This window comes from Micromonospora sp. MP36 (assembly GCF_008119785.1).
Lineage (GTDB): Bacteria > Actinomycetota > Actinomycetes > Mycobacteriales > Micromonosporaceae > Micromonospora.
The window spans coordinates 1-24,972 of record NZ_VSFA01000069.1; the positions used below are offsets into that span (position 1 = coordinate 1).

General features: G+C 69.2%; 16 protein-coding genes, 1 pseudogene and 1 riboswitch. Of the genes and pseudogenes, 9 read left to right on the forward strand and 8 right to left on the reverse strand.

Going from position 1 to position 24,972, the window contains the following annotated elements:
- Nucleotides 1–447: 447 nt before the first annotated feature.
- On the reverse strand, nucleotides 448–1,062 hold the full coding sequence (locus tag FXF52_RS29785) for a superoxide dismutase (protein ID WP_148801704.1): 615 nt from the start codon (nucleotides 1,060–1,062) through the stop codon (nucleotides 448–450).
- A 306-nt stretch (nucleotides 1,063–1,368) separates the two neighbouring features.
- A riboswitch (cobalamin riboswitch) is annotated at nucleotides 1,369–1,588 on the forward strand.
- Between the two features lie 136 nt (nucleotides 1,589–1,724).
- Between FXF52_RS29785 and FXF52_RS29790 the strand changes: the two genes are divergently transcribed.
- From FXF52_RS29790 to FXF52_RS44215, 3 genes are read left to right on the forward strand one after another with little or no spacing between them, the layout of a single operon-like run.
- Nucleotides 1,725–4,124, forward strand: coding sequence for a ribonucleoside-diphosphate reductase subunit alpha (locus FXF52_RS29790; protein ID WP_370518041.1), 2,400 nt, complete (start codon nucleotides 1,725–1,727; stop codon nucleotides 4,122–4,124).
- Nucleotides 4,115–5,155 carry a ribonucleotide-diphosphate reductase subunit beta gene (locus FXF52_RS29795; protein WP_148801706.1) on the forward strand — a complete coding sequence of 347 codons (1,041 nt, stop codon included), beginning with the start codon at nucleotides 4,115–4,117 and terminating at the stop codon, nucleotides 5,153–5,155. The genes FXF52_RS29790 and FXF52_RS29795 overlap by 10 nt, the downstream gene beginning before the upstream one ends.
- A gap of 52 nt (nucleotides 5,156–5,207) precedes the next feature.
- Nucleotides 5,208–5,438 (forward strand): hotdog domain-containing protein, encoded by a 231-nt coding sequence (locus tag FXF52_RS44215; RefSeq protein ID WP_370518042.1) that lies wholly within the window; start codon nucleotides 5,208–5,210, stop codon nucleotides 5,436–5,438.
- A gap of 191 nt (nucleotides 5,439–5,629) precedes the next feature.
- Here the strand turns inward: FXF52_RS44215 and FXF52_RS29805 are convergent, their stop codons facing one another.
- Complete coding sequence (locus FXF52_RS29805; protein WP_187413790.1) at nucleotides 5,630–8,770, reverse strand: glycosyl hydrolase; 3,141 nt, start codon at nucleotides 8,768–8,770, stop codon at nucleotides 5,630–5,632.
- Nucleotides 8,771–9,154: 384 nt separating this feature from the next.
- Nucleotides 9,155–9,682 (reverse strand): winged helix-turn-helix domain-containing protein, encoded by a 528-nt coding sequence (locus FXF52_RS29810; RefSeq protein ID WP_187413791.1) that lies wholly within the window; start codon nucleotides 9,680–9,682, stop codon nucleotides 9,155–9,157.
- 556 nt (nucleotides 9,683–10,238) lie between these two features.
- On the opposite strand from FXF52_RS29810, the gene FXF52_RS29815 reads away from it, so the two are divergent.
- The gene (locus FXF52_RS29815; protein WP_148801712.1) at nucleotides 10,239–14,477 is read left to right on the forward strand and encodes a carboxypeptidase regulatory-like domain-containing protein; all 4,239 of its coding nucleotides are present in this window, start codon (nucleotides 10,239–10,241) and stop codon (nucleotides 14,475–14,477) included.
- A 290-nt stretch (nucleotides 14,478–14,767) separates the two neighbouring features.
- Nucleotides 14,768–15,514 carry an alpha/beta hydrolase gene (locus FXF52_RS29820; RefSeq protein ID WP_370518043.1) on the forward strand — a complete coding sequence of 249 codons (747 nt, stop codon included), beginning with the start codon at nucleotides 14,768–14,770 and terminating at the stop codon, nucleotides 15,512–15,514.
- A 95-nt stretch (nucleotides 15,515–15,609) separates the two neighbouring features.
- Here FXF52_RS29820 and FXF52_RS29825 read toward each other — a convergent pair whose 3' ends face one another.
- On the reverse strand, nucleotides 15,610–16,314 hold the full coding sequence (locus FXF52_RS29825; protein WP_148801716.1) for a hypothetical protein: 705 nt from the start codon (nucleotides 16,312–16,314) through the stop codon (nucleotides 15,610–15,612).
- Nucleotides 16,311–17,078 carry an SDR family NAD(P)-dependent oxidoreductase gene (locus FXF52_RS29830; protein ID WP_148801718.1) on the reverse strand — a complete coding sequence of 256 codons (768 nt, stop codon included), beginning with the start codon at nucleotides 17,076–17,078 and terminating at the stop codon, nucleotides 16,311–16,313. The genes FXF52_RS29825 and FXF52_RS29830 overlap by 4 nt, the downstream gene beginning before the upstream one ends.
- A gap of 70 nt (nucleotides 17,079–17,148) precedes the next feature.
- On the opposite strand from FXF52_RS29830, the gene FXF52_RS29835 reads away from it, so the two are divergent.
- Both FXF52_RS29835 and FXF52_RS29840 read left to right on the forward strand, forming a co-directional pair.
- Complete coding sequence (locus FXF52_RS29835; RefSeq protein WP_222870757.1) at nucleotides 17,149–17,631, forward strand: MarR family winged helix-turn-helix transcriptional regulator; 483 nt, start codon at nucleotides 17,149–17,151, stop codon at nucleotides 17,629–17,631.
- A 148-nt stretch (nucleotides 17,632–17,779) separates the two neighbouring features.
- Nucleotides 17,780–20,161, forward strand: a complete 2,382-nt coding sequence (locus FXF52_RS29840; RefSeq protein ID WP_148801722.1) for a PA domain-containing protein — start codon at nucleotides 17,780–17,782, stop codon at nucleotides 20,159–20,161.
- On the opposite strand, the gene FXF52_RS29845 is transcribed toward FXF52_RS29840, so the two are convergent.
- Nucleotides 20,114–21,106, reverse strand: coding sequence for a helix-turn-helix domain-containing protein (locus FXF52_RS29845; RefSeq protein ID WP_148801724.1), 993 nt, complete (start codon nucleotides 21,104–21,106; stop codon nucleotides 20,114–20,116). The genes FXF52_RS29840 and FXF52_RS29845 overlap by 48 nt on opposite strands.
- A gap of 176 nt (nucleotides 21,107–21,282) precedes the next feature.
- The gene (locus FXF52_RS29850; protein ID WP_148801726.1) at nucleotides 21,283–22,014 is read right to left on the reverse strand and encodes an ALF repeat-containing protein; all 732 of its coding nucleotides are present in this window, start codon (nucleotides 22,012–22,014) and stop codon (nucleotides 21,283–21,285) included.
- Nucleotides 22,015–22,391: 377 nt separating this feature from the next.
- On the opposite strand from FXF52_RS29850, the gene FXF52_RS29855 reads away from it, so the two are divergent.
- Nucleotides 22,392–23,126: a DUF1963 domain-containing protein gene (locus FXF52_RS29855; protein ID WP_148801728.1), complete on the forward strand. Its 735-nt coding sequence runs from the start codon at nucleotides 22,392–22,394 to the stop codon at nucleotides 23,124–23,126.
- Between the two features lie 195 nt (nucleotides 23,127–23,321).
- Nucleotides 23,322–23,796 (forward strand): annotated as a pseudogene (locus FXF52_RS29860) (IS5 family transposase); the annotation flags it as partial.
- Between the two features lie 24 nt (nucleotides 23,797–23,820).
- On the opposite strand, the gene FXF52_RS29865 reads toward FXF52_RS29860, so the two are convergent.
- On the reverse strand, nucleotides 23,821–24,915 hold the full coding sequence (locus tag FXF52_RS29865; RefSeq protein WP_222870758.1) for a winged helix DNA-binding domain-containing protein: 1,095 nt from the start codon (nucleotides 24,913–24,915) through the stop codon (nucleotides 23,821–23,823).
- Nucleotides 24,916–24,972: the final 57 nt, after the last annotated feature.

A 24,972-nucleotide genomic window follows, 5' to 3' on the forward strand; every position in this document is an offset into this window, starting at 1 on the left:
TGAGGCTGCCCCGCGCAGCCCACCGACACCAGGGCGTGAACACGACCAGCACACCCACCACCGGCCACCAGCCACGCGGAGCCGCACTGGGCGCAGGATTCCACTTCCACGCCCACGCGACCCCACCACGGTGGGAAACGATCCCGGAAACCCAATCCGACTCAGGATCGCTAAGCTGATCAGGGACGCTTACCCATGGATGTGCTCCTGTGGTTGCGGAGGCCACGGCCGCTCGTGCCGAGCCGATGGAACAGAGTGCGTGACTGGTCGGGCTTGCGGCCGCGTTTGCCGACGTGCCCACGGGGATTGCTCAGGCCGGTGGCGGCTGCGCCCGCGTCGACGACTTGCAAGGCCAACTCCTGGACCAGCCCATCCCGGGACTGGACGGCTGGCCGGACCAGCGCGAGGACGAGTCCCGTCGCGACCGGGACAGGCCCGGCACGCCGGTCACGGCTTCGGCGAAGCCGCGCGGGCAGCGTCGAAGCGGGCGGTGACGTCGGCCCAGTTCACCAGGTCCCACAGCCGGTCCACGTAGTCCGGACGCACGTTGCGGTACTGCAGGTAGTAGGCGTGCTCCCAGGCGTCGAAGACCAGCAACGGGGTGCTGCCGTGCCCGACGTTGCCGTGGTGGTCATACACCTGCTGCACGATCAGCCGCCGGCCGAGCGGCTCCCAGGCCAGCACACCCCAGCCGGAGCCCTGCACGCCCTTCGTCGCCGCGGACAGCTGTCCGGCGAAGCCGTCGAACGAGCCGAAGTGCTCGTCGATCGCGGCGGCCAGCTCCCCGTCCGGGCGGTCACCACCTTCTGGGGACAGGTTGTTCCAGAAGATCGAGTGCAGCACGTGCCCGGACAGGTGGAACGCGAGGGTCTTCTCCAACCCGACCAGTGCCGCGAAGTCACCCTTGTCCCGCGCCTCGGCCAACTGGTCCAGGGTGTCGTTGCTGCCCTTCACGTACGCCGCGTGGTGCTTGCTGTGGTGCAGTTCCAGGATCTCGCCGGACATCGCCGGCTCCAGCGCACCGTAGTCGTACGGCATGTCGGGCAGCGTGTAGACGCCCACCGGCCGGGCTCCTTCCTCATTGGCGACAGCGCAGCGGGCAGGTGTCCCGGCGAGGTGCGGATCATCGCGAGCCGGGACGCCCGCCCACTGCTGCCAGCATTACGTAGTTGCCAAGCTTTGGCAATAAGCGTCCGATCATCGGCGCGTCCGGGCACCCTCGCCAGCCGCTTCTCCGTCATGGGCAGCAGCAACCGCTCCGGCCCCGGCCACGCACCGCCGTCCCGCTGCGAACAACGCACAGCTGTGAGACGGATCTGACACGCCGACGCGACATCTGGTGTTGCTCAACCAAGCATGCGGCCATATATGGTGTCTGACGCAGCTGGTTCGGCCGTCCTCAGCGGGGGCGGTCGAGGCAAGAGGGAACCCGGTGGGAATCCGGGACTGCCCCGCAGCGGTGAGTGGGAACGACCGCCGTCATCAGCACTGGGCCATTCGTGGCCTGGGAAGCGACGGCCAGTAGGAGACCGGTTTCGTCCGGTCGTGCCCGCGAGTCCGAAGACCTGCCAGCGCGTCACACGCCCCGACCCGGCGTGTGACGGTCCGAGGCCGCGCGGGACGGCCGACGCCCACGGGACACCGCCATGCCGGCGCGTGTCCGTCGGTGTCTGCACCCCCGCGCGCCGAGGCCCATCCGGTCTCGAGCTCGCGAGGAGTGAGTAGTGACAGTCACCGACGTCCACCCCGTCGTCGATGGAACGCCCGGGGATGCGGCTCTACGCGGGCAGCGGCGCCTGCAGATGCACGTCCGCAAGCGCAACGGCGACCTCGAACCGGTCGACGTCAACCGGATCGTCCGGGCGGTCGAGCGGTGGACCGCGGATCTCACCGACGTCGACCCGCTGCGGGTGGCGACCCGCACCATCAGCGGGCTGTACGACGGGGCGAGCACCGACGAGTTGGATCGGCTGTCGATCCAGACCGCGGCCGAGCTGATCGGCGAGGAACCGCAGTACTCGCGGCTCGCCGCCCGCCTGCTCGCCGGCTACGTCGACAAGGAGGTACGCGGCCAAGGCATCACCTCGTTCAGCCAGGCGATCCGCCACGGCCACGCCGAAGGGCTGATCGGCGACGACAGCGCTGCGTTCGTGGCCGCCCACGCCCGCATCCTCGACGAGGCGGTCGACCTGTCCGGTGACCTGCGGTTCGAGTATTTCGGGCTGCGCACCGTCTACGACCGGTACCTGCTGCGGCACCCGACCAGCCGGCTGGTGCTGGAAACGCCGCAGTACTGGCTGCTGCGGGTGGCGTGCGGGCTGTCGCACACGCCGGCCGAGGCGATCGACTTCTACCGGCTGATGTCGAGTCTGGCGTACCTGCCGAGTTCGCCGACTCTGTTCAATTCCGGCACCCGGCACACCCAGATGTCGTCCTGCTACCTGGTGGACTCGCCCCGCGACGAGTTGGACTCCATCTACCAGCGGTACGCGCAGGTGGCCAACCTGTCCAAGTTCGCCGGCGGCATCGGCATCGCGTTCTCCCGGGTCCGCTCCCGCGGGGCGCTGATTCGCGGCACGAACGGGCGGTCCAACGGCATCGTGCCGTGGCTGCGGACACTGGACGCCAGCGTTGCTGCGGTGAACCAGGGCGGCCGGCGCAAGGGCGCCGCCTGCGTCTATCTGGAGCCGTGGCACCCGGACATCGAGGAGTTTCTGCAGCTGCGGGACAACACCGGCGAGGACGCCCGGCGTACGCACAACCTGAACCTGGCGAACTGGATTCCGGACGAGTTCATGCGCCGGGTGGAGGCCGACGGGATGTGGTCGCTGTTCGACCCGGACGAGGTGCCGGAGTTGCCCGACCTGTGGGGTGGGGAGTTCGACGCCGCGTACCGGGCGGCGGAGGCGCAGGGCCGCTGGGTACGGCAGGTACCGGCCCGGGAACTGTACGGGCGGATGATGCGCACCCTCGCGCAGACCGGCAACGGGTGGATGACGTTCAAGGACGCCGCCAACCGGCTCTGCAACCAGACCGCGGAGCCCGGCAACGTGGTGCACCTGTCGAACCTGTGCACCGAGATCATCGAGGTCTCCAGCGACGCCGAGACCGCGGTGTGCAACCTGGGCTCGGTGAACCTGGCCGCCCACCTGGCCGGGGACGACCTGGACTGGGAGCGGCTGCGGCACACCGTCCGCACCGCGGTCATCTTCCTCGACCGGGTGATCGACATCAACTACTACCCGACCCCGCAGGCGGCGGCGAGCAATCCCCGCTGGCGGCCAGTCGGCCTCGGCATGATGGGCCTACAGGACGTGTTCTTCGCGCTGCGGCTGCCGTTCGACTCCCCCGCCGCGCGGGAGCTGTCCACCCGGATCAGCGAAGAGCTCTACCTGACCGCCCTCGAAACCTCCGCCGACCTCGCCGAACGGCACGGCCCGCACCCCGCCTTCGCGCAGACCCGGGCGGCGCGTGGGCAGCTGCAACCGGACCTGTGGGGTGTCACCGGCAGCCAGTCCGCGCGCTGGGACGCGCTGCGGGAGCGGGTGGCCGCGCACGGGCTGCGCAACTCGCTGCTGGTCGCGATCGCCCCGACCGCCACCATCGCCTCGATCGCTGGCTGCTACGAGTGCGTCGAGCCGCAGGTGTCCAACCTGTTCAAACGCGAGACCTTGTCCGGGGAGTTCCTCCAGGTCAACACCGCCCTGGTTGCCGAGCTCAAGGCTCGCGGGCTGTGGACCGAGCAGATCCGCGCCGAGATCAAACGCGCCGACGGGTCCGTCCAGGAGGTCGCGGAGCTGCCGGCGGAGGTGCGGGAGCTGTTCCGCACCGCGTGGGAGTTGCCGCAGCGGGCGCTGATCGACCTGGCCGCGGCCCGCGCCCCGTTCATCGACCAGTCCCAGTCGTTGAACCTGTTCCTGGCCGCGCCGACGATCGGCAAGCTCTCCTCGATGTACCTGTACGCCTGGAAGAGCGGGCTGAAGAGCACCTACTACCTGCGCTCCCGCCCGGCCACCCGGATCCAGCAAGCCACCGTCTCCAGCGTGATTCCCACCGTGAGCCTCGACGTGGAGGCGCTGGCCTGCTCGCTGGAGAACCCCGAGGCGTGCGAGGCATGCCAGTGACCACCCCGGCCCACACCACCACGGAGACCGCACCCATGCTGCTCGACCCCGGGATGGACCTCACCCTCCGCCCGATGCGCTACCCGCACTTCTTCGACCGCTTCCGCGACGCCATCCGCAACACCTGGACCGTCGAGGAGGTCGACCTGCACGCCGACCTGACCGACCTCGACCGGCTCTCCCCCGCCGAGCGCCACCTGGTCAGCCGGCTCGTCGCGTTCTTCGCCACCGGCGACACCATCGTCGCCAACAACCTCGTGCTGAACCTCTACCAGCACGTCAACAGCCCCGAAGGCCGCCTCTACCTGTCCCGCCAACTGTTCGAAGAGGCGGTGCACGTCCAGTTCTACCTCAACCTCCTCGACACCTACGTACCCGACGAGACCGAACGCGGCGCAGCGTTCGCCGCCATCGAGAACATCCCGTCGATCCGCCGCAAGGCCGAATTCTGTTTCCGGTGGATCGACTCCCTGCACGACCTGCGCGAGCTGCGCACCCGGGAAGATCGACGGGCGTTCCTGCTCAACCTGATCTGCTTCGCCGCCTGCATCGAGGGCCTGTTCTTCTACGGCGCGTTCGCCTACGTCTACTTCCTGCGCTCCCGCGGCCTGCTGCACGGCCTCGCCTCCGGCACCAACTGGGTGTTCCGCGATGAGTCCATGCACATGGCGTTCGCCTTCGACGTCGTCGACACCGTACGCCGGGAGGAGCCGGACCTGTTCGACGACGACCTCGCCGACCAGGTCCGGCAGATGCTCACCGAGGCCGTCGACTGCGAGGCACAGTTCGCCGAGGACCTCCTCGGCCAAGGAGTACCCGGACTGACGCTGGCCGACATGCGCCAGTACCTCCAGCACGTCGCCGACCGTCGGCTCACCCAACTCGGCATCCCACCGGTGTACGGATCGAGCAACCCGTTCGCCTTCATGGAGCTGCAGGACGTGCAGGAGCTGTCCAACTTCTTCGAACGCCGGGTGTCGGCGTATCAGGTCGGAGTGAGCGGGGCGGTCACCTTCGACGACGACTTCTGAGGCACCGTCCCCGGGGCGGCGGCACAGCCGCCCCGGTGGCGCCCACCCGCCCCTGCACCCTGTCGTCGCGGCCCGACACTCCGACGGGCCCGCCGTCACCGCCGCCAGCGACGAGACCGCCTTCCTGCGTGCGGTGCGGGTCGGCGACGTCGTCCACGTCGACGCCCGCATCACCTGGACCGCAAGGGGGCGCGGCGCCGGTAGGGCCAGGACGCGGTCGACGAGCATGAAGGCGAGCAGGCCGAGCCCGAGCGGGCAGGAAGACCCCGAAGGCGACCCGTAACCACGGCAATCGCCGCCAACCCAGGCCCCACGACACGCCGGGTGGTGACCGCGAGAGGACAGCGCCGCCGCAGTCGGGCCGATGGCTACCTCGGTTCTGCGCCGGGCGAACTAGGAGGGAACGTTCGCCGCGAAGTGTCAGAGGAGCCTCGGCTGGGCCGAGGCTCCTCTGACACTTCTATCGACAGCGTTTCAGGCCGCGCAGGTGATCGGCGGGAGACCCTTCGACTGGAGTACCTGGTTGAAGGCGGGCACGTCGGCCGCAACGATCTCGTCGAGCCGGTCGAGTTGCTTCTGAAGTTGGCCGGACAGCTCCGCCAGGACCTCGTAGCTCTGATCCGTCGGCGGGCTCTGCGTGCTCTCGATGACGCCACGCAACGCCGCGAGCTTGTTGTTCAGCTTGATCGGGAAGTTGAGCGGGTCCTGTCCGCTGCGCAGGCGGGTCTGGTACAGCTCGTTCTCCCCAACAACCAGGCCGTCCTGGGGCCGGCGCCCCGGCGCCGTGACGGCGGCGTCGCCCCCCCCCCCGATCCCGTCGGCGATCTGCCCGGAACAGTCGCGAATCGCGATGACGCCGCTGTTGGCGTCGCTGGTGCGATCGACGGACTCCTTCGCCAGGTTGAACTGTGCGACCAGATCGGCGTCGCTGACCCCGGTCAGCCGCGAGTCCCGCAGGATCTCGAAGCTTTGGTCCAGAGACTGCCCGTTCACGGTGAGCCGGACACCGTGCGTGCCGACGGGCGCGAGCGCCCCGGTCGAGTTCGCCGACCAGTAGATGAGACCGGGGAAGCTCGTAGAACCCGGGTACCGCAGGTTCCAGTTCTGGGTCCGGGTGCCCGCGGTGGTCGGGAGGTTGACGGTCTGGATCACCTTCCCCTGCGCGTCGAGGAACGACATCGTGGCCGATTCGACCGGTTGTTTGATCGTGTAGCTGACCGTGGCGTTGCTGCTCACCCCGCGGACCGGGTTGTTCGGGTCCTTGAGGATCGCCAGGTCGTTCTCCCGGTCCGGTGCGGTGTTCGTCGGCGGGATCACGGCGGGTGGCGGGCTCACTGATGGCAGCGGCGTCACCGCAGGCACCGTCTGCTCGAAGTCGGCGATGTCGCCCGGCGTCGTCTTCGGCGTCAGCCGACGCAGCAGCGTGGCGCCGTCGTCGAGCACCCAGAAGCTGCGGCCGTGGGTGGCGATTACCAGGTCGCCGTCCTTCACCGTGAGGTCGGACACCGGGACATCCGGCAGGTTGAGCGACAAGGGCTGCCAGTTGTCCCCGTCGTTGAACGACACGTACACGCCGTGCTCGGCCGCGGCGTACAGCAGCCCCTTGCGCTCGGGGTCCTCCCGTACCGCGTAGATCCAGTCGTCGTCGGCGATGCCGTTCGTGATCTTCTCCCAGGAGGCTCCAAAGGAATGCGTGCGGTAGATGTACGGCCGGAAGTCGTCCAGCCGGTACCGGTGGGCGGACACGTACGCTGTGTCGGTGTTGTGGTGCCCGGCGTCGATCATGCTGACGGTGCTGTATTTCTTCAGTCCTGGTGGCGTGACCTTGCGCCACGCCTCCGGCCGCGGCTTGGGCGCACCGCCCTGCCGGGTGACGTGCACCAGGCCGTCGTCGGAGCCGGCCCAGATGACGTTGGGGTCACGCGTGGACGGCGCGATCGAGAAGACCGTCGCGTAGTACTCGACGCTGGTCTGGTCCTTGGTGATCGGGCCGCCGGAATCGCCGAGGGTCTCCGGGTCGGCGTAGGTGAGGTCCGGGCTGATCCGCTGCCAGTTCTGCCCGCCATTGGTGCTTTTGTAGACGTACTGGGAACCCACGAACACCGCGTTCGGCTCCGCCGGGTTGGTCATGATCGGGTACGTCCACTGGAACCGCTCCTTGATGTCCTTGGCCGGAGAGCCCATGGGGTTGTCCGGCCAGACGTCGATGCGGCGCGAGCCGATCCCGCTGAGGCCGCTGCGGTCGAGTCGAGTGAGGTTGCCGCCGTAGTTGCCGGCGTAGAAGACATTGGAGTCCCGGGGATCCACGGCAACGTAGCTGCTCTCGCCGCCACCCACCGTGAAGGCGTCGGTGCCTCCGGTGCTGGACACGCAAACGGTCGACCGGTCCTGCTGGGCGCCGCACACCAGGTAAGGATCGTTGTTCGTCGTGGTGACGTGATACATCTGGGCCGTCTGGTAGTCCTGATCGGTCCAGTTGGCTCCGCCGTTGGTGGAGACGTTCGCGCCGCCGTCGTTGGCCTCGATCATCCTGCGGTTGTTGCTCGGGTCGATCCACAGGTCGTGGTTGTCGCCGTGCGGCGTGGAGATCGTCTGCCAGGTGCGGCCCGCGTCGTCGGAGCGGTAGAAGGAGGTGTTGAGGGCGTAGACCCGGTCACGGTTCACCGGGTCGGCGTAGATGCGGTTGTAGTAGAACGCCCGCTGGCGTCGGTTCGCGTTGTCATCGACCAGTTGCCAGGTGGCACCAGCGTCGTCGGACCGGAACACCCCGCCGTCGGCCGCCTCGATGACGGCGTAGACCCGGTTGGAGTCGGCACCGGAGACACTCACGCCGATCTTGCCCAGCGGACCGTCCGGCAGGCCCGGGTTGCTGGTCAGCTCGGTCCAGGTGCTGCCGCCGTCGGTGGACTTGAACAGGCCACTCGACTCCCCGCCACTGTTGAGCAGCCACGGCTTGCGGTAGGCGTGCCACAGTGCGGCGTACATCACCTGCGGGTTCGACGGATCGATCGACAGGTCCACCGCCCCGGTGAGGTCGTCGCGGTACAGGGTCCGCTGCCAGGTCTTGCCACCATCGGTGGAGCGGAACACGCCGCGCTCGGTGTTGGGGCCGAACGCGTGGCCAAGCGCGGCGACGAACACCCGGTCACAGTTGGCCGGATCCACCCGGACGCGTCCGATCATGTGGGCGTCGGAGAGTCCCATGTGCTTCCACGTGGCGCCTCCGTCGGTGCTCTTGTAGACGCCGTCACCAGGCAGGACGTTGCCCCGGAACTCGACCTCGCCCATGCCGATGTAGACGATGTCGGGATTAGTCGGGCAGACCTCGATCGCGCCGACCGAGGAGGTCGTGATTTGGCCGTCGGTGACCGGGGACCAGTTCGTTCCGCCGTCGGTGGTTTTATACAGGCCGCCGCCCGTGGCGCCGAAGTAGTACTCGTTCGGGCGGGCGGTGCTGCCCGCCACGGCGATCGATCGGCCGCCCGTGGTCGGGCCGATGTTGCGCCACTGCAGCGACTCGTAGAGGGCGGGGTCGACGGGTTTCTTGCCCGATGCGGCGGCCGGGCTGGTCGCCGCGACGCCGAGCCCCGTGACGCCCAGCAGTAGTGCGAGCAACGTCGCGATGGCTCGCCGGGGCCGCAGCCTGCCATGGGCGCGTAATGGTTCGGGTGGACTTCCCGCTCTCTGATCTGCGGATTCGGTCATGACCCACTTCCTTTCCGCGTGTCTAGTCAGCCCAGCAAACGCTAGGCCGGGTCGGACATTGACCGCACTGATCAAGTGACGGAATGTCCGGTTGATCTAGCGATGCACATGTAGGAGTGGACTAGTCAGCAGCCGTCCAAGTCAGCGGGGTGACCCGCCGCCCCTCGACCAGTGCTGGGATCGAGGGCGCAAGTGCAGCCCTGCAACGCTGCCGCGGCAGAGATTCGCCGCTGGGCGTCGGTTCTTGGCGGGCCTGCAGCGGTCCGTTGTGGCGGCAAGTTGCGGCGATTTTGCTTACATCGCGTCGGCGCTGGTACCGCTAATTCGACCGTGGACGGTGGCGTCTACCAGGGAGTAACCGACGCCACGTGCGGACTCCACCGCAACGCTGGCGTTCGCCTCGCGGAGCTTGGCACGCAGGCGTTTGACAGTGGACCGGACGGCCGCCGCGTCGTCCAGATAGTCCGCGCCCCACACACGCTCGTAGAGCTGCTGATAGGTCCAGACGCGCAGGGGTGGGCTGGCCAGTGCGGCGAGCACGTCCCGTTCCAGGCGGGTCAGGGGGAGTGCCCGGCCGGCCCAGCTGACCTGTTGCCGCTGCTGATCGACCACCAGCCGTCCCAGCGCCACTACGCCGGTCTCGGGGGCGGCGGAAGCGGCCGCTTGGTCGAGCAGCATCGCACGAACCGTCTGCAGATCAGGAAACATCAGCACGACACCGTGACCACTCATGAGCCGAGCCACTTGCGCTCGCTTGCTGCGGCTGGCGGTCACACAGAGTATGACCGGCTGCTCCTCGAAATCCCCCACCGGAGTGCTCATGGGTGTAGGAAAGCAACTTGCACAACGCAGGTCAATATCAAAACTTTTGTCGCTGAAACCTAAAGCTCGATCTTGACCCGATTTTGCCCCTCTTCTGCCCACCATTTGCGCTTGAGTGAAGATCGAAGCCCATCGACGATGATCGCGGGATTCCGCTTACCTGCGGTTTCCAGTCCTGCACCCTCGGTGGCCGAACACCCTTGGCCGCCACCAGCCAGGAGGTCATCACCTGATGCGCAAATCACGAAGAGGGCTGCTGAGAGCGGGCCCGGTCGCCGTCGTGGCCGTCGCCGCTCTGCTCCTCGGTGCACTACCAGCAGCCGCCCAACCCGTCGACCCGGAAGCCGCCGCGCCCGCGCCCGCAGCGGCAAAGGCCGAAGTGCGCCAAGCCGCCAAACACGATGTTTCTCAGAAACTGCGCGACATCGCTCCGAAAACCAAAAACGGACAAGGCTCGAAAATTGCGGCCCAGCCAGCTCAGTCGCTAAACCGGCAGGCGGACACTTCCGCCAAGGCCGGAAGTGACGGCGTGCAGCGCGGCTTCACCGCCAGCCAGGTGCCTGAGTTCAGCGCGAACTTCGAAGGCGTCGGCAACATCGACGGGGTGCTGCCGCCGGACACCAACGGCGACGTGGGGCCCAACCACTACGTGCAGATGGTGAACCTGCACTACGCCGTCTACAGCAAGACCGGCAGCCTGCTGCTCGGCCCGCTGCCGGCCAACGCGATCTGGTCCGGCTTCGGCGGCCCGTGCGAGACCCGCAACGACGGCGACCCCGTCGTCCTCTACGACGAGGCCGCCGACCGGTGGATGGTCACCCAGTTCGCCCTGCCCGGCGGGACGGCCGGCAATCACCAGTGCATGGCGATCTCTCAGACCCCGGACCCGACGGGCGCGTACTTCCGGTACGACTTCTTCTACCACCAGACCCGGATGAACGACTACCCGAAGTACGGGATCTGGCCGGACGCCTACTACATGACGGCCAACGAGTTCGCGCCGTCGTTCGTCGGTGTCGGCGCAGTGGCGTTCGAGCGGGAGAAGATGCTCTCCGGCCAGGCGGCCCGGATGGTGTACTTCCACCTCGGACCGGACTTCGGTGGCGTGCTGCCGTCCGACGCGGAGGGTCTCGCCCCGCCTGCCGGAGCACCGAACCCGTTCGTCATGTTCGACGACGACGCGTGGGGCATCTCGCCCACCGACCGGCTGCTGATGTGGGACTTCAAGGTCGACTGGGCCACTCCCGCAAACTCCACGTTCGGCAACAACCTCGCGCCGAGCCGATTCCTGGAGACCGCGCCGTTCGACTCGAACATGTGCAACTACGCCCGCGCCTGTGTTCCTCAGCAGGGCACCTCGGCGCGGTTGGACGCCATCGCCGACCGGTTGATGTACCGGGCCGCGTACCGGAACTTCGGCGACCACGCCTCGATCGTGCTCAACCACACGGTCGACGCTGACGGCACCGACCACGCCGGCGTGCGCTGGTACGAGCTGCAGAGCACCTCGCCCACCAACTGGCGGATCAACCAGCAGGGCACCTACGCCCCCGACGCCGAGCACCGCTGGATGGCCAGCGGCGCGATCGACGTCTCCGGCAACATCGCCTTCGGCTACTCGGCGTCGAGCAGCAACTCGTTCCCGTCCATCCGGATGGCCGGCCGGCTCTCCGGTGACCCGCTGGGCCAGCTCGGGCAGAGCGAGCGCACGCTGATCGCCGGCACCGGAGCGCAGACCCACTCGGCGGCCCGCTGGGGTGACTACAGCTCGATGTCGGTGGACCCGACCGACGGCTGCACCTTCTGGTTCACCTCCGAGTACCTGACCACGACCAGCTCCGCCACGTGGCAGACCCGGGTCGGCGCGATGAAGTTCCCGAACTGTGTGGCCGGACCGCGCGGTGAGGTCACCGGCAAGGTCACCAAGTCCGGTGGCGCGCCGATCGCCGGCGCCTCGGTGCGCGTCGGCGGCGGCGGCACCGTCACCGACGACCAGGGCAGCTACAAGCTGACCCTGCCGGCCGGGCAGCACGAGGTGACCGCGTCGGCGTTCGGCTACGCCCCGAAGACCCAGACGGTCACGGTCACCGACGGCGGCACGGTCACGGTCAACTTCACCCTCGACGCGGTGCCGGCGCGCAAGATCTCCGGTGTGGTGAAGGACGGGTCCGGGCACGGCTGGCCCTTGTACGCGCGGATCGACGTGGCCGGCAAGCCGGGCGGGCCGGTGTTCACCGACCCCGTCACCGGCGCTTACTCCGTCGACCTGCCCGCTGGCGAGTACGGGCTGACCGTCAAGGCGATGTACCCGGCGTATAAGCAGGGCACCGCGCAGCTCACCGTCGGTGACGGCGACCAGGTGAAGAACTTCGACCTGGCCGTCGAGAACGGCTGCACCGCCGCCGGCTACAAGTTCAACTACGGCACCCCGGTGCTCACCGAGCAGTTCGAGTCGGGGACGACCCCCGTGGGCTGGAACGTGGTGAACCGCACCGCCAACGGCGGCTGGGTGTTCAACGACCCGAAGAACCGGGGCAACCTCACCGGCGGCACCGGCAAGTACGCGATCGTGGACAGCGATGCGGCCGGTTCCGGCAAGCCCGTCGACTCCGACCTGATCACCCCGTCGCTGGACCTGACCGCCGTGCCGTCGCCGGTGCTGCGGTTCAACAGCGACTACCGGGCGCTCAACGGGTTCGCCAACGTCGAGTTCAGCCTCGACGGCGGTAACACCTGGGTGATCGCCGCGAACTGGACCACCACCAGCCGCCGTGGCCCGGTGCTCGAGGAGGTCCAGATTCCGCAGGCCGGTGGGCACGCCGACGTTCGGATCCGGTTCCACCACCAGGCCACCTACGCCTGGTGGTGGGAGGTCGACAACGTCTCCGTCGTCAACCGGGCCTGCGACCCGGTCCCCGGCGGACTCGTGCTCGGCCAGGCGCTCGACAGCAACACCTCGACCGGCCTCAACGGCGCCACGGTGACCAGCGTGGACAAGCCGGCCGAGAAGGCCACCACCGGGTCGACGCCGGACGACGAGAACCTCGGCGACGGCTTCTACTGGATGTTCTCCTCGCTGACCGGTGAGCACCCGTTCACGGCGGCGAAGAGCAACTACGGATCGGTCACCTCCACCGTGAACGTCGCGGCGGACCGGACCACCCGAGCCGACTTCTCGCTCAAGGCCGGCCGGTTGACCATCACCCCGCCGTCGCTGACCGGCACCCAGACGCTCGGTCAGAAGACGACGGTGACCACGAAGATCACCAACACCGGCGACGCGCCGGCCAGCGTCGACCTGTCCGAGCGGCGTGGCGGCTTCGAGATCCTCGGACCGCGCGGCGCGCCACTGCAGAACAACCTGGTCAAGGGCAGCGGCACGTCCATCGGCTGGCTGGGCGACAACAAGGCCGGTGACCCGGTCGAGCCGTCCCCGTACGCACCGCCGTGGGTCAACACCGCCAACTACCCGATCCCGGTCATGGACAACGCCGTCGCCTCGTTCGACGGCAAGGTGTACTCGGTCGGCGGCACGAACGGCACCGCCAACCTCGCCAACAGCTACGTCTACGACCCGGCCACAAACGTGTGGACCCGCATCGCGGACCTGCCGGCGGCGCTGGAGAAGCCGGCGGCGGCGTTCGTCGACGGCAAGCTGTACGTGTTCGGCGGCTGGGACTCGGTCGGCAACACGTCCAGCAAGGTGTACGCCTACGACCCCGCCACCAATGCCTGGCAGACCCGGGCTTCGGTCAACCCGGCGCCGAGGGCAGCCCCCGGCATCGCGGTTTCCGACGGCCAGATCTACCTGGTCGGCGGGTGCACGGACGGCAACTGCACCAAGTCCAACGCGGTCGTCCGGTACAACCCGGGAGCCGACTCGTTCACCACCGTCGCACCGTACCCGGTCGCCATCGCCTGGCAGGGCTGCGGCGGGATCAACGGCACGGTCTACTGCGCCGGTGGTAACGGGCCGACGACCCTGAAGAGCACCTACGGCTACAACCCGGGCAACGACACCTGGACCCAGCTGGCCGACCTGCCGGTCGACTTCTGGGGCGTGGCCGCGGACACCGCCAACGGCCTGCTGCTGCTGTCGACGGGTGTCATCAACAACTCCACCATCGTCACCAACCAGGGCTGGGCGTACGACCCGGAGGCCAACTCCTGGTCGGCGCTGCCGAACGCCAACTTTGCCCGATACCGGGGCGCGGCGGCGTGCGGCTTCGTGAAGGTCGGTGGATCGACCGGCGGGTTCACCCCGACGCCGGACAGCGAGATGCTGCCCGGCTTCGACCAGTGCGCCACCGTCACCGACGTGCCGTGGCTGGCCGCGTCCCCGACCACGGCGACGCTGCAGCCCGGACAGAGCGTCACGGTGACCGTCACGCTCGACGCCACCTCGGCGGCGGGCGTGGGTCAGCCCGGCACCTACACCGCGCAGCTCGGGGTCAAGTCCAACACCCCGTACGCGGTGGCGCCGATCGATGTGACGATGGTGGTCCAGCCGCCCAAGGACTGGGGCAAGGTGGCCGGCACCGTCACCGGGGTCGACTGCCAGGGCAAGAGTGCCGCCCTGCGCGGTACTACCGTCCAGATCAACGGCAAGGGTGGCTGGACGTTCACCTTGGAGGCCGACGCCGACGGCAAGTACGCCATCTGGGCGCCGTCGGGCGCCAACCCGATCGAGGTGATCGCTGCCCGGGACGGTTGGATCCCGCAGACCCAGAAGGCGAGCATCAAGTCAGGCAAGACGGTGACGGTCGACTTCGTCCTCCGACCCACCAAGTGCTGACCGACAACTGAGATCAGCCGGGCCCGCGCCGATCACTCGGCGCGGGCCCGGCCCGTCGGCAGAGCGTGGCCACCTTCGTGGTCCGCCAGCACAAACGACCCGGCCGGACCCCCGCCGGCTTGACCACTCCCCGCGTCGCCCGGCCCCATCGCTGGTCACGGCGGGTCACCTCGACCATGCGCTTATCATCACCGGACATGTGGCGAGATATTGCCGGCGAACTCCGTGCGGGCGCTCGGCAGCGTGCCGGCGCGCGCCCCAGAGGACCCGAACTGGTCCACGTCGAGGACGTGGCCGGCCCGGCGGGTCTACGGTTGCGCCGCTACCGGCCTTCCTCGCAGCCGCGTCCCCTGATGGTGTTCCTGCACGGTGGCGGCTGGGTCGTCGGTGATCTGGAGACCCACGACAGGACCTGTCGCCGATTCTCGAAAGAATGCGATGTCGAGGTGCTGGCGGTGGACTACCGGCTGGCCCCGGAGCATCCGCACCCGGCTGCGATCAACGATGCCGTCGACGTGCTCCGATGGGCCAGGCCCGCCGCCGTCGCGGGGGACAGCGCGGGTGGATACCTCGCCACCATGGCCTGTCTGCGGCTACGTGATCAAGGCGATCCGCTGCCCGCCGCGCAGATCCTGATCTGCCCCAACACCGACCTCCTGCTGTCCCAGCCCAGCGTCACTGAGAAGGGCACCGGCTACGGGCTGGACACCGAAATGCTGAGCTGGTTCGTAGCCCAGTGGGTGCCTGATCCGACCGAGCGGCGCGGGGCGAGCCCTTTGCATCAGCCCGACCTGTCCGGCCTGCCGGCCGCTCTCGTGGTGACCGCCGAACACGACCCCCTACGCGACGAGGGCGCCAACTACGCCCTCCGTCTGGCTGATGCCGGAATAGACGTGACGTACCGCTGCGAACCTGGCTTGCTGCACGGATTCATTCAGGGAATGGATCTGACTGATCCGGAGGCGGCGGCCGCACACGAGCGGATCTTCGCTGACATCCGATCGTTGATCACGCGACACAACGCTGGAGCAGGTTGACGGCTGCCTGCGGGCACGGTCCACCGTCAACGCGGAAAGGCCCGACGGCGGCCAGGTCTGGCCGCCGTCGGGCCTTTCCGATGGCCCGGCAAGGTTCAGTTGCTGGCGTTCTCGGCTCTGGATGGTCGCTGCCGGGGCAGGCGGAAGCCCGCGGTGATCAGCCAGACGAGGCCGGTGAAGCGGGCGATCGGTAGGAGGATCGCCGCGTTGTCGATGAGCAGGCTCACGGTGGCGATCTCGGCGACGGCGGCGATGGCCAGGCCTGACCAGGCAAGCCAGCGTGGCAGTAGCCGGGCGAGCAGTCCGGGCACGGCCACGCCGGCGATCAGCAGGCCCAGCGGCACGACGTGCCCGACGCCGCCGGTGGCGAAGGTGAGGAATTGCAGGGCGCGCACGAGGGCGGGCTCGTCGAGTACCTCGGGTTGGGAAGTGACCCAGCCGAGCAGGCCGCAGAGGGCGAGGAATCCGGCGGAGAGAGCCCCGCCGATGAGGGTGATGGTCGCACCGGGTGCCCGGACGCCGAGCTGGTGCAGACGCGCGGAGGCGGTCGCGGTGTAGATGGCCAGCGGGATGGCGGCGGCGAACTGCAGCGCCGCGCTGACCTGCACCGCGTGCTGATGATCGCGGAAGTACGCCAGGATGTCGGCGGCCGGGCCGAACGGCGACGGGTAGGGCTTGCCGCTGGCGAGCAGGGTGCCGAGGACCAAGCTGGCGATGAACAGGGCGGCGAACACGACGGCGAGGACGCCGAGCGGCGGCCCGGCTTGGCGGCGGCGCTGGGGCGCATTGGTGGTGGTCATGCGATCACCCGTCCGCCGGTCAGGTCGAGGGTGACGCCGGTGATCCAGGACGACGCGTCGGAGGCCAGGAACAGCACCGCCTCGGCGACGTCGTCGGGCTCGCCGATGCGTCCGAGCGGGAAGTGTCGGGCCAGTTCGTCGAGCTGCTGAGCGCTCATTGCCTGCTGCATGCGGTCGTTGCGGACAGCGGACGGGGCCAGGCAGTTGACCCGGACGGCATGCTGGCCGACCTCGTTGGCCAGGTGTCGGGTGAACATGACGACGCCGGCTTTCGCGGACGCGTACGCGGCGTTGGCCTGGCTTGGTTGGCGTCCAGCGCTGGAGGCCATGGTGATGATCGCGCCGCGTCGGCGATGCACCATGCCGGGCAGCACCTCGTGCACGGCAAGGAACGTCGAGGTCAGCTCCGACTCCAGCGTCGCGCGCCACCGCTCGGCGTCAAGGTCGACGGTAGGCACGGGCCGGCCCTGCCCGCCGGCGACGGTGGCGAGGATGTCGACCGGACCGAAAGCGTCCTCCACCTCCTCACGAATACGGCGCACCGTGGTGGCGTCGGTCACGTCACCGGGCACGGCGATGGCCTCGCCGCCGTCGGCGGCGATGCCGGCCACGACGCCGGCGAGCGCCGCCTCGTCCCGGCCGTTGACGGCGACCCGCACACCGTTGGCCGCCAACGCGCGGCAGGTTGCCGCGCCGATGCCGCGTGAACCGCCCGTGACGAGCGCAACCCTGCCGGCCAGATCGGGATAACGGATGGCTGGCATTCCAGATCTCCCTTCTCGGAGGTGAACAGTTCAGCTGACTGAACCGTTCACTTCTGTGTAAGATATCTGGGTGACCTCACGACGGCAAGCCGGCCCCAGCGGAGCCGCGTTCCTGCTGGCTCAGCTCGGCGCACACGCAGCCGAGCGCTTCGCCCAACGGGTGAAAGAGCTCGGGTTGACACCGCCCGACGTCGGGCTGCTGCGCATGATCGCCAGCCAGCCCGGGCGAAGCCAGCGGTCAATCGCCACGGACCTTGGTGTCGTACCGAGTCGGGTCGTCGCCCTCGTGGACAACCTCGAACGCAAAGAGCTGGTCGAGCGGCGGCCCAGCGCGACCGACCGCCGCCACCACGCGCTGCACCTCACCACCGCAGGCGAGCAGGTGCTGATGCGGATGCGATCCATCGCCACCGCCCACGAAGACGACCTCTGCGCCGCCCTCAGTACCGACGAGCGATCCCAACTCGCCAGCCTGCTGCAGCGGATCGCCGACCAGCAGGGACTCGTTCCGCACGTGCACCCCGGATACCGAAACCTGAGCACCCCACGATGACGAACACCTCAAGCCACCGGTCAGGTCGAGCCGGGCCAGCCCGATGGCGGGCGGTCGCCATTTCTGGTAGCCGCCAGCGATCATGCTGTCCGTCGGCGGTCCGGCTCGACTATGAAAGGGGGACGCATCTCTGATCACTGGGAGTCCCATGACCATGCCACAATCGGCCCTGCACCGAGCGAGCGCTGCCTCCGTCACCTCGCTCGCCGTCGTGGTCGGCCTACTCACCGCGGCGCCATGGTCCGCGGCGAACGCGGCGACCTCCACTGACGGCCTCGCCCCGGCGCCGGCCGGACGGGTTGTCTCCGTGGGCGGCGGAGCCAAGGTCGCCCTGACGCCGCTCGGAGACACCGGCGCCACCTCGCTCGCCGCGCTGCCCGACGCCGACGGTGTGACCCCGGGCCTCGTCGTCGCGACGACCAAGACAGGCACGACCGTCCAGACGACCGATGTCGCCAGCACGCCGACCGTGATCGAGGGCCACGCCGCCCTTCTGGACGCCAGCGCTGCCGACACCGTGCCGCTGCACTTCTCCGCAGTGGGTCGGGACGGCCAGGCCGCCCAGGCTTACATCACGGTGTTCGACCTTGAGCACGGCGCGGCGTGGACCCGGCAGATGGCCACCGACCCGGCTCCGGGCAACGAGTGCTCCGGGGCCACCTTCGCCCGGACCACCTGCGTGCTCGTGCCGCCCGGCGAGTACTCGGTGATGGCGTTCGTCACCACTCTGCCCGCCGAGAAGCCGGCTATCGGAAGCAGCCGCACGGTCCAGAACATCTCGCTCGTGGGTGAGCCGGAGACGACGGTGAGCGGTGAGCGGACCTTCGCGTTCGACGCCCGCGATGCCCGGCAGCTCACGATCAGGACCCCGGGGCGCAGCACCAAGGTGCCACCGCAGGGCGCCATGCTCATCGGCTACGACCGCACGGCCGCGGACGGGTCCGCAGTCCACCTGGACATGCGCCCGGCATACCTCCTCGACCAGCACTTCTACCTGCAGCCGACGCCGCAGGTGTCCATCGGGACGTTCCAGGCGCGCACCCGGGTCCGGCTGGAGGCGCCCGACATCACCCTGTCCGCGCCGACCGCGCCGACCCTGCACCCCGAGTACGTCGACCGGATTTGGTTCTCCGACGTCCCTTCGGACTTCCCGGTCGTCAACGGCCGGTCCCGCCTCCCCGTGGTGGACGTCGGCCACGCCACGGCGGCCGATCTCGCCGGCCAGCAACTGCACGGGGCGCTGGCGCTGGTCACGCACTCACCCGACATGTCGATCGCGGAACAGTCCAACAATGCCGCCGCGCACGGTGCGGGCGTGGTCGTGATCCGCAACGACGGCCCCGGTGACATCAGCGACCCGGGCGGCAGCGGGGTCAAGCTGCAGGTGCCGACGATCCGGCTGAACGAGGCCGAGGGTCTCGCGCTCGCCCGCCTCCCTAAGGGAGCCATGGTGACCGTCGAGGGAGAGCCGGCCAGCCCCTATGTGTACGACCTCTACCTGAAGGAGAAGGACCGGATCCCGGAGGACCCCACTTACGTCGCCCTCCCCCAGCAGCTCACCACGCAGGTGCGTCAGGTGTACGGGCAGCCGACGCTTCCCTCGACGTTCTCCGAGGCGGCGTACCCGTGGCAGCCTGGCAACTCGTTCGTCGTCTCGACGGTGTTCCCCTTCCAGGGCGGGCCGCGTACGCGCACCGAGTACCGCATCCCCGACCCCGACACGGAGTGGAGCCACGCGGTGTTCGCTCCGGAGTCCCCCTACAATGCCATGTTTCCCAAGGCGCCGGTGCTGGCGATGAGCCTGAGCATGCCGGGGCGCCAGGCGTACGCGGACCGCGAACAGGACCAGCTGCCCTTCGGCCGGGCGCCGATCACGGCGGCCCCGAATCCCGCTCGGCCCGTCCAGCGCTCCGGTGATCAGCTGCGGGTGGCCGTTGACGGCTTCACCGACGCGGACGGAAACCACGGAACGGAGTACACCCACCCGAGTGGGGTGCGCACCCACCTCGAGATCAGGGCCGACGGCGCCCTGGTCGGGGAGACGGACAACCTCCCCTCCGGCACGGTCCGGCTTCCGGCCGGCGAGTCTCGTGTCTCGATCTCGTTCACCGCGGACAACCCGCAGGCCTGGAACGAGCTGTCGACACACACCGACACCGCCTGGAGCTTCCCGTCGACGACGACCGCCGAGGGTGCAACGGAGACCCAGCCGCTGCTGCTGCCGGACTACGACGTCGGCGTCGACCTGCACAACCAGGTCCGGGCCGACCGCCAGGGCCAGGTGGCGTTCGACCTGCGGCTGCGGCGCCCTGACGGCGTACCGGCCACGCCGGCCGGCGAGCCGAGCATCGACGCCTCGTACAACGACGGTGCGACCTGGCAGCCGGCGACCGTCACCCGCGGTACGGACGGCTGGCGCGTCGAACTGCCGGCGGGCAGCGGCCTGGTGTCGCTGCGGCTACACGCGGAGGACACCGGCGGCTCAGCGGTCGACCAGACGATCGTCCGGGCCTTCGCCGTCGTGCACTGAGCTGTCGAGCCAACCGAGCCGGACCGCCTGCACGCCCGCCTGGAAGCGCGTGCGGACGTGCAGGTGGTCCATCAGCTCGGCGATCCGGCGGCTGAGCGTACGGGTGCTGGTGCCCAGCCGACGGGCGACCACGTCATCCTTCGCACCTGAGGCGAGCAACGCGGCGAGCTGGCGATCGCTGAACCCGCCGTCCTGTGCCGGGGCGACGATCGGCGTCGCCTGCGCCCAGAGCAGCTCGAAGAGCTGGACCAGCGCGTCGAGGAGGGTGGACGGTCGGATGCAGACCGCCGCATCGGCGCTCTGCGCACCGACCGGCAGGATCGCCAGCCGGCGGTCGCCGATCGCCAGCTTCATCCGGAGGCCGGTGTGCACCCGAGACTGCTCACCCACGCCGGCTGCGTCCTGGACCTCCTCGAGCGCACCCGGCAGCTCCAGCGCCTCTGGGGCGTAGATGCCGCGCACCCGCACCTTCGCGCGCAGGAGCCGGCGAACCGAGTTGTCCGACCGCCGAGGATCGGCTACGTACGGCGGACGATCGATCACCATGAGCTCGTGCCGGGTGGTGCTGAGCAGTTGCTCGAACCGGGCAGCGATCGCTGCGCGACCGACCAGCACCTCGACGATCTCCTCCGGGCGGTACCGCTCCTCGGCGGGCATCTCGGCGAGCAGGGTGCGCGCGGCGAGCTGCGTACGCGCCAACTCCTCGCGGCGTCGGTCGACCAGCGCATCGACGGCGACGTCGGGTCGCGCCGCGCGCATCCTGGCGGGCTGGCCAGGCAGCCGGTGCACCAGGCCCAACTCCTCGAGTCTGGTCAACGAGCTGCCCACCTCGGCCGTGCCACGGCTCAGCGCCGCGGCGAGGTCGCGCTGGGACGCCTCGGGGCGGGACAGGAGTTCGCGGTAGACCGACTCGTCCTCGGGGCGGACACCGATCGGCTCGAGCATCCGCCCATCTTGCCCCCGGTCGGCGAACGGCCACCCAGGCACCCGTCCGCCGGTGACGAGTTCTACGTCCGACCGAGGCGATGACCCGGATCGCGATCAGCCCACGCGCCAGCGAGACAGCCCGGACGAGACAGCGCCCAGCCCGACGAAGCATCGAGCTGGGCGCGTCGAGCGGGCTATGCCACGAAGCGGGAACGGCGTCGGCGTCCGATCAGGTAGCCAGCGCCGCCGAGGAGCAGAAGCGCACCGCCGATGCCGGCCACGGTCGCGGTGTCGTCACCGGTGACGGGCAGCCCACCGCCCTCACCGCCGCCGGGGACGCCCAGGCTGGCGGAGGAAGCAGGAGCCGGTGCAATGGTCATCGTGGCGCTGGGCGTGGCGCTCGGTGTGGGCGTGGGCTCAGACGTTGCTGTCGGTGCGGGCTGAGACGCGCAGTCGAGCGCACGTGCGACGTACAGGCCGTTGTTCAGGTAAGCCAGGTAGGCATCGACGGTCCCCTCATCAAGCGCCTTCTGCGCGGCCGCCTTCACGTTGGCACCAGCGCCCGTCAACGTCCGGACCACCGTGACCCGCAGAGCCGTTGACCAAGCGTTCTGCACGTCCGCCTTGAGGAATGCGCGCAGATCATCCGCAGTGCCGTCCAGGCGCTCCTGAATGGCGTCAGGCAGAACGGGCAACGAGTCGGCCTTCGCCGCGGCCAGGATCTGGTTGGCCAACACGCGCACCTCTACATTGGTGGCGGTGTCCAGGTCGATGGTGACAAGCTCGCGGATATCCTTGTACACCTTGCGCTCGACCGTTTGGCAGGCCTCGTTCAGCACGGGCGGTTCCGTTTGAGCCATCGCCGGCGCCGCCGGAACCAGGAAGGCCAGCGCCATTAGGACGCCGGCCGGTAGCTTCCATCGCATGTGGATCTTCCTCCCCGCTGCAGGCAAAACGTGGAGATATTACCCGTCGCTCACGCCAAGTCGTTGCCCCATCCGTGACCGGCCTCGCGTCGAGGCTACGGATCAGGGGGGGTCAGCGGTCCGCATCCAGTCCGCAAGAGGCCGGCGGACAGTGAGGCAGTGGTGTGAGGTGTCGAGAGGCGTTTCCGCTGCTAGGCCGTGTTTCGTAGTACGTCGACTTGTCGCGCGGTTCCAGCTTGTCGACCAGCTGCGCAACGTCCCCGACGGCAGCTTGACCGGTCTCACCTCCACCGTTCCGCCTGGTGGCCTGCGCCTCGGCGCCTGCCGCGAACTGGCCTTTTGATGTTTGTCGGATCCTTCAGGCACCATGCCCGGCCATGGATGTACGACAGGAGTTTCGGGGCGCAGCCCGGGAAAAGGGCGTGCCGGTGGACGAGATCGAGCGCAGGGTGCGGCTAGCCCGACCACAGACGGAGCTGGTTCCGGAGGGCGACGGCCTGCCTGTGGCCGGTCGGTTCGGCGGTCTCGCGGCGTTGCCGGAGGGCGAGGAGTGGCCTCCCGGGCAGAGTCTCGTGTTGACGCTCGACCTCGCCGCGATCCCCTCGCACGGGCACGACCTTGACCTGCCGACCGACGGGTCGCTGCTGTTCTTCGTCGAGCCGGACTTCACGCCCAACGACTGCCGGATCGTTCATGTGCCGGCCGGCACCCCGGTAACCGAGCACCCGAACCCCGGGGTGCCGGTCTTCGGTCCGATTCTGCTGCACGCTCGTGCCGGCTGGAGCCTTCCAGAGAACGAGCACGAGGTGCCGTTCGACCTTCGCTTGGACGACGAGGTCGAGGAAGTGATCGGAGAGGTGATGTGGGACCTCGAGGACAACGATTACGAGTTTTCTCTCGGCGGTTACGGCGGCGCCAGCACCGGCGGCGCGGACAACCCCATCCTCAACGCAAACGAGCACACCGTGCTAGCCACCGTCTGGCTGGACGAGGGGCAGGTGGGTGACGCGTTCGGCGAGACGCTGATTGTAGTCAACTTCATGATCAAGCATGCGGATCTGGCCGAGCGCGCCTTCGACCGGATCTGGCTGATGACTGACTTCAACGGCTGACGCGGTCAGGGCTCCGGCGTGGTCCCCGGCTCGGCGTCGACCGCGTCGCCGGCGGTTCGGCGCAGAGCGGCGACGCCCAGCCTGTGGTACTGGGTCGACCAGCAGACAACTGCGTCGGTACTAGGCTAGGCCTTGTCTCGTAGCGCCGTCGATGTTGCGGCGTGGCGGTGATCGATAACTGAAGAGGTCTCCGGTATGTGGTTCAGCGACCAAGCCAGAACTTCACACCGGAGACCTCGTGCGGCAGCGAGGCGGCACGACCTGACCGACTTGCAGTGGGCGGCGCTGGAGGCGTTGCTGCCTGCGGGAACGGGTCGTGATCGGCCACGCAGATGGACCATGCGAGTGATCATCGACGGGATCCGGTGGCGGGTCCGGACCGGCTCACCGTGGCGCGACGTGCCCACGGTGTATCCGCCGTGGCAGACCTTGTAGCGGTGGTTTCGCCGGTGGCAGCGCGACGGTGTCTGGGCACAGATCCTGGCCTTGTTGCCGGCCCGCGCGGACGCGGCCGGATTGATCGGCCGGACGGTGAGCGTGGACTCGACCGTCACCCCGGGCCCACCAGCACGCCGCCGGGGCCCGCCGTGACGGCGACACACAGAAGCAGCCGCCCGGCGGTGTCCAGCAGGAGCCGGCCGATCACGGGCTCGGCCGATCCCGGGGCGGGTGAACCACCAAGACATCTGGCCTGTCATGGCCCTGCCGCTCGGAGGTCGTGGCTGGCGCCGGGCGCGGCGAACTCCAACAGCCGGGCGCCTTCGGCCTCGACCTCGGCGCGCTCGCTGGCGGTCAGCGGCCGGAACGGGTCGATCTCCAGAGTCGCTGACGCCTTGCCCAGGTGGAGCTTCCAGGCGCCCGTCACCTGCCCGTCCACCAGGAAGGTGGCGCGCATCCCGTTGCGTGTCATGACTCGTTTGCGGGCCTCCTCCGAGATCACGCGGGTGCGGTCGGCGTGGGAGGCCAGCAGGTTGTCGTATTCGGGCAGGAAGCGGACCGGCGCGTGGGCGTCGGCGCCGGGGCGTGGCGCATCCGGGAGGTCGAACAGTTCCACCCCGTGCTCGTCGTGGAAGACCGCCAGCCGCGGCCGCAGCCTCTCCAGGACGGGACGCAGCCGGGTTCGGCCGGCCCATGTCTGCACGTCGGTGACCGAGGCCGGGCCGAACGCGGCGAGGTAGCGCAGCACGATCTGTTCGGAGTCGGCGGCGGGGGCGGGCTCGGCTCCGGTCCAGCCGGCCGCCGTCGCGTACCGGGTGGTGCCGCCGACGCCCCAGACGGCGCGTGGCGGCACCTGCACCAGCGGCACGAGGTTGCGCACTACGGTGGCGAGCGCGCGGGGTTCGCGATCGGGCCACCGCTGGTGCAGCGCCGCCCCGAGCTCCTTGGGGGTGAGGTGCCGTGCGCCGAGCAGCGCCCGGCCGGACTCCGCCACGGCCACACGGTCCAGACCGGTTAGGGCCGTTTTGAATGCGGTGTCCAGCTCACGGTCGAGCGCGGGCTGCACCCATGGCCGAAACGAGCGGTAGTCCGCCGTGGTGACCAGGTGAACGGTGCTGCGCATCAGCGCGACCCGCACCAGGCGGCGCTCGGTCAGCGCGTCCGCCAGGTCGGCGGTGCCGAACTTCCGCAATCTGCTCCAGAGCCCGAAGTAGGGCGCGTACGGCGCCTGCGCCTGCATGCCGACCAGCCGGGTGACCGCCTCCTCGACGGTCGCGTCGGCCCGTTCCAGCAGCATCTGACGGGCCAGCAGGGCGCGTCCCAACTCCCGTCGCCCCAGCACCTGTGCCACCGTGCCGTCCTTTCCGTCCACACGGCAGGGGCGACGGATGCCGCCCCTGCCTCGTTG

Excerpts from the sequence above, each read along its gene's own strand:
- FXF52_RS29795 (WP_148801706.1), top strand. The coding sequence starts at position 4,115 with ATGCCAGTGACCACCCCGGCCCACACCACCACGGAGACCGCACCCATG.
- FXF52_RS29810 (WP_187413791.1), bottom strand. The coding sequence starts at position 9,682 with ATGAGCACTCCGGTGGGGGATTTCGAGGAGCAGCCGGTCATACTCTGT.
- FXF52_RS29825 (WP_148801716.1), bottom strand. The coding sequence starts at position 16,314 with ATGACCACCACCAATGCGCCCCAGCGCCGCCGCCAAGCCGGGCCGCCG.
- FXF52_RS29830 (WP_148801718.1), bottom strand. The coding sequence starts at position 17,078 with ATGCCAGCCATCCGTTATCCCGATCTGGCCGGCAGGGTTGCGCTCGTC.
- FXF52_RS29840 (WP_148801722.1), top strand. The coding sequence starts at position 17,780 with ATGACCATGCCACAATCGGCCCTGCACCGAGCGAGCGCTGCCTCCGTC.
- FXF52_RS29845 (WP_148801724.1), bottom strand. The coding sequence starts at position 21,106 with ATGCTCGAGCCGATCGGTGTCCGCCCCGAGGACGAGTCGGTCTACCGC.
- FXF52_RS29850 (WP_148801726.1), bottom strand. The coding sequence starts at position 22,014 with ATGCGATGGAAGCTACCGGCCGGCGTCCTAATGGCGCTGGCCTTCCTG.
- FXF52_RS29855 (WP_148801728.1), top strand. The coding sequence starts at position 22,392 with ATGGATGTACGACAGGAGTTTCGGGGCGCAGCCCGGGAAAAGGGCGTG.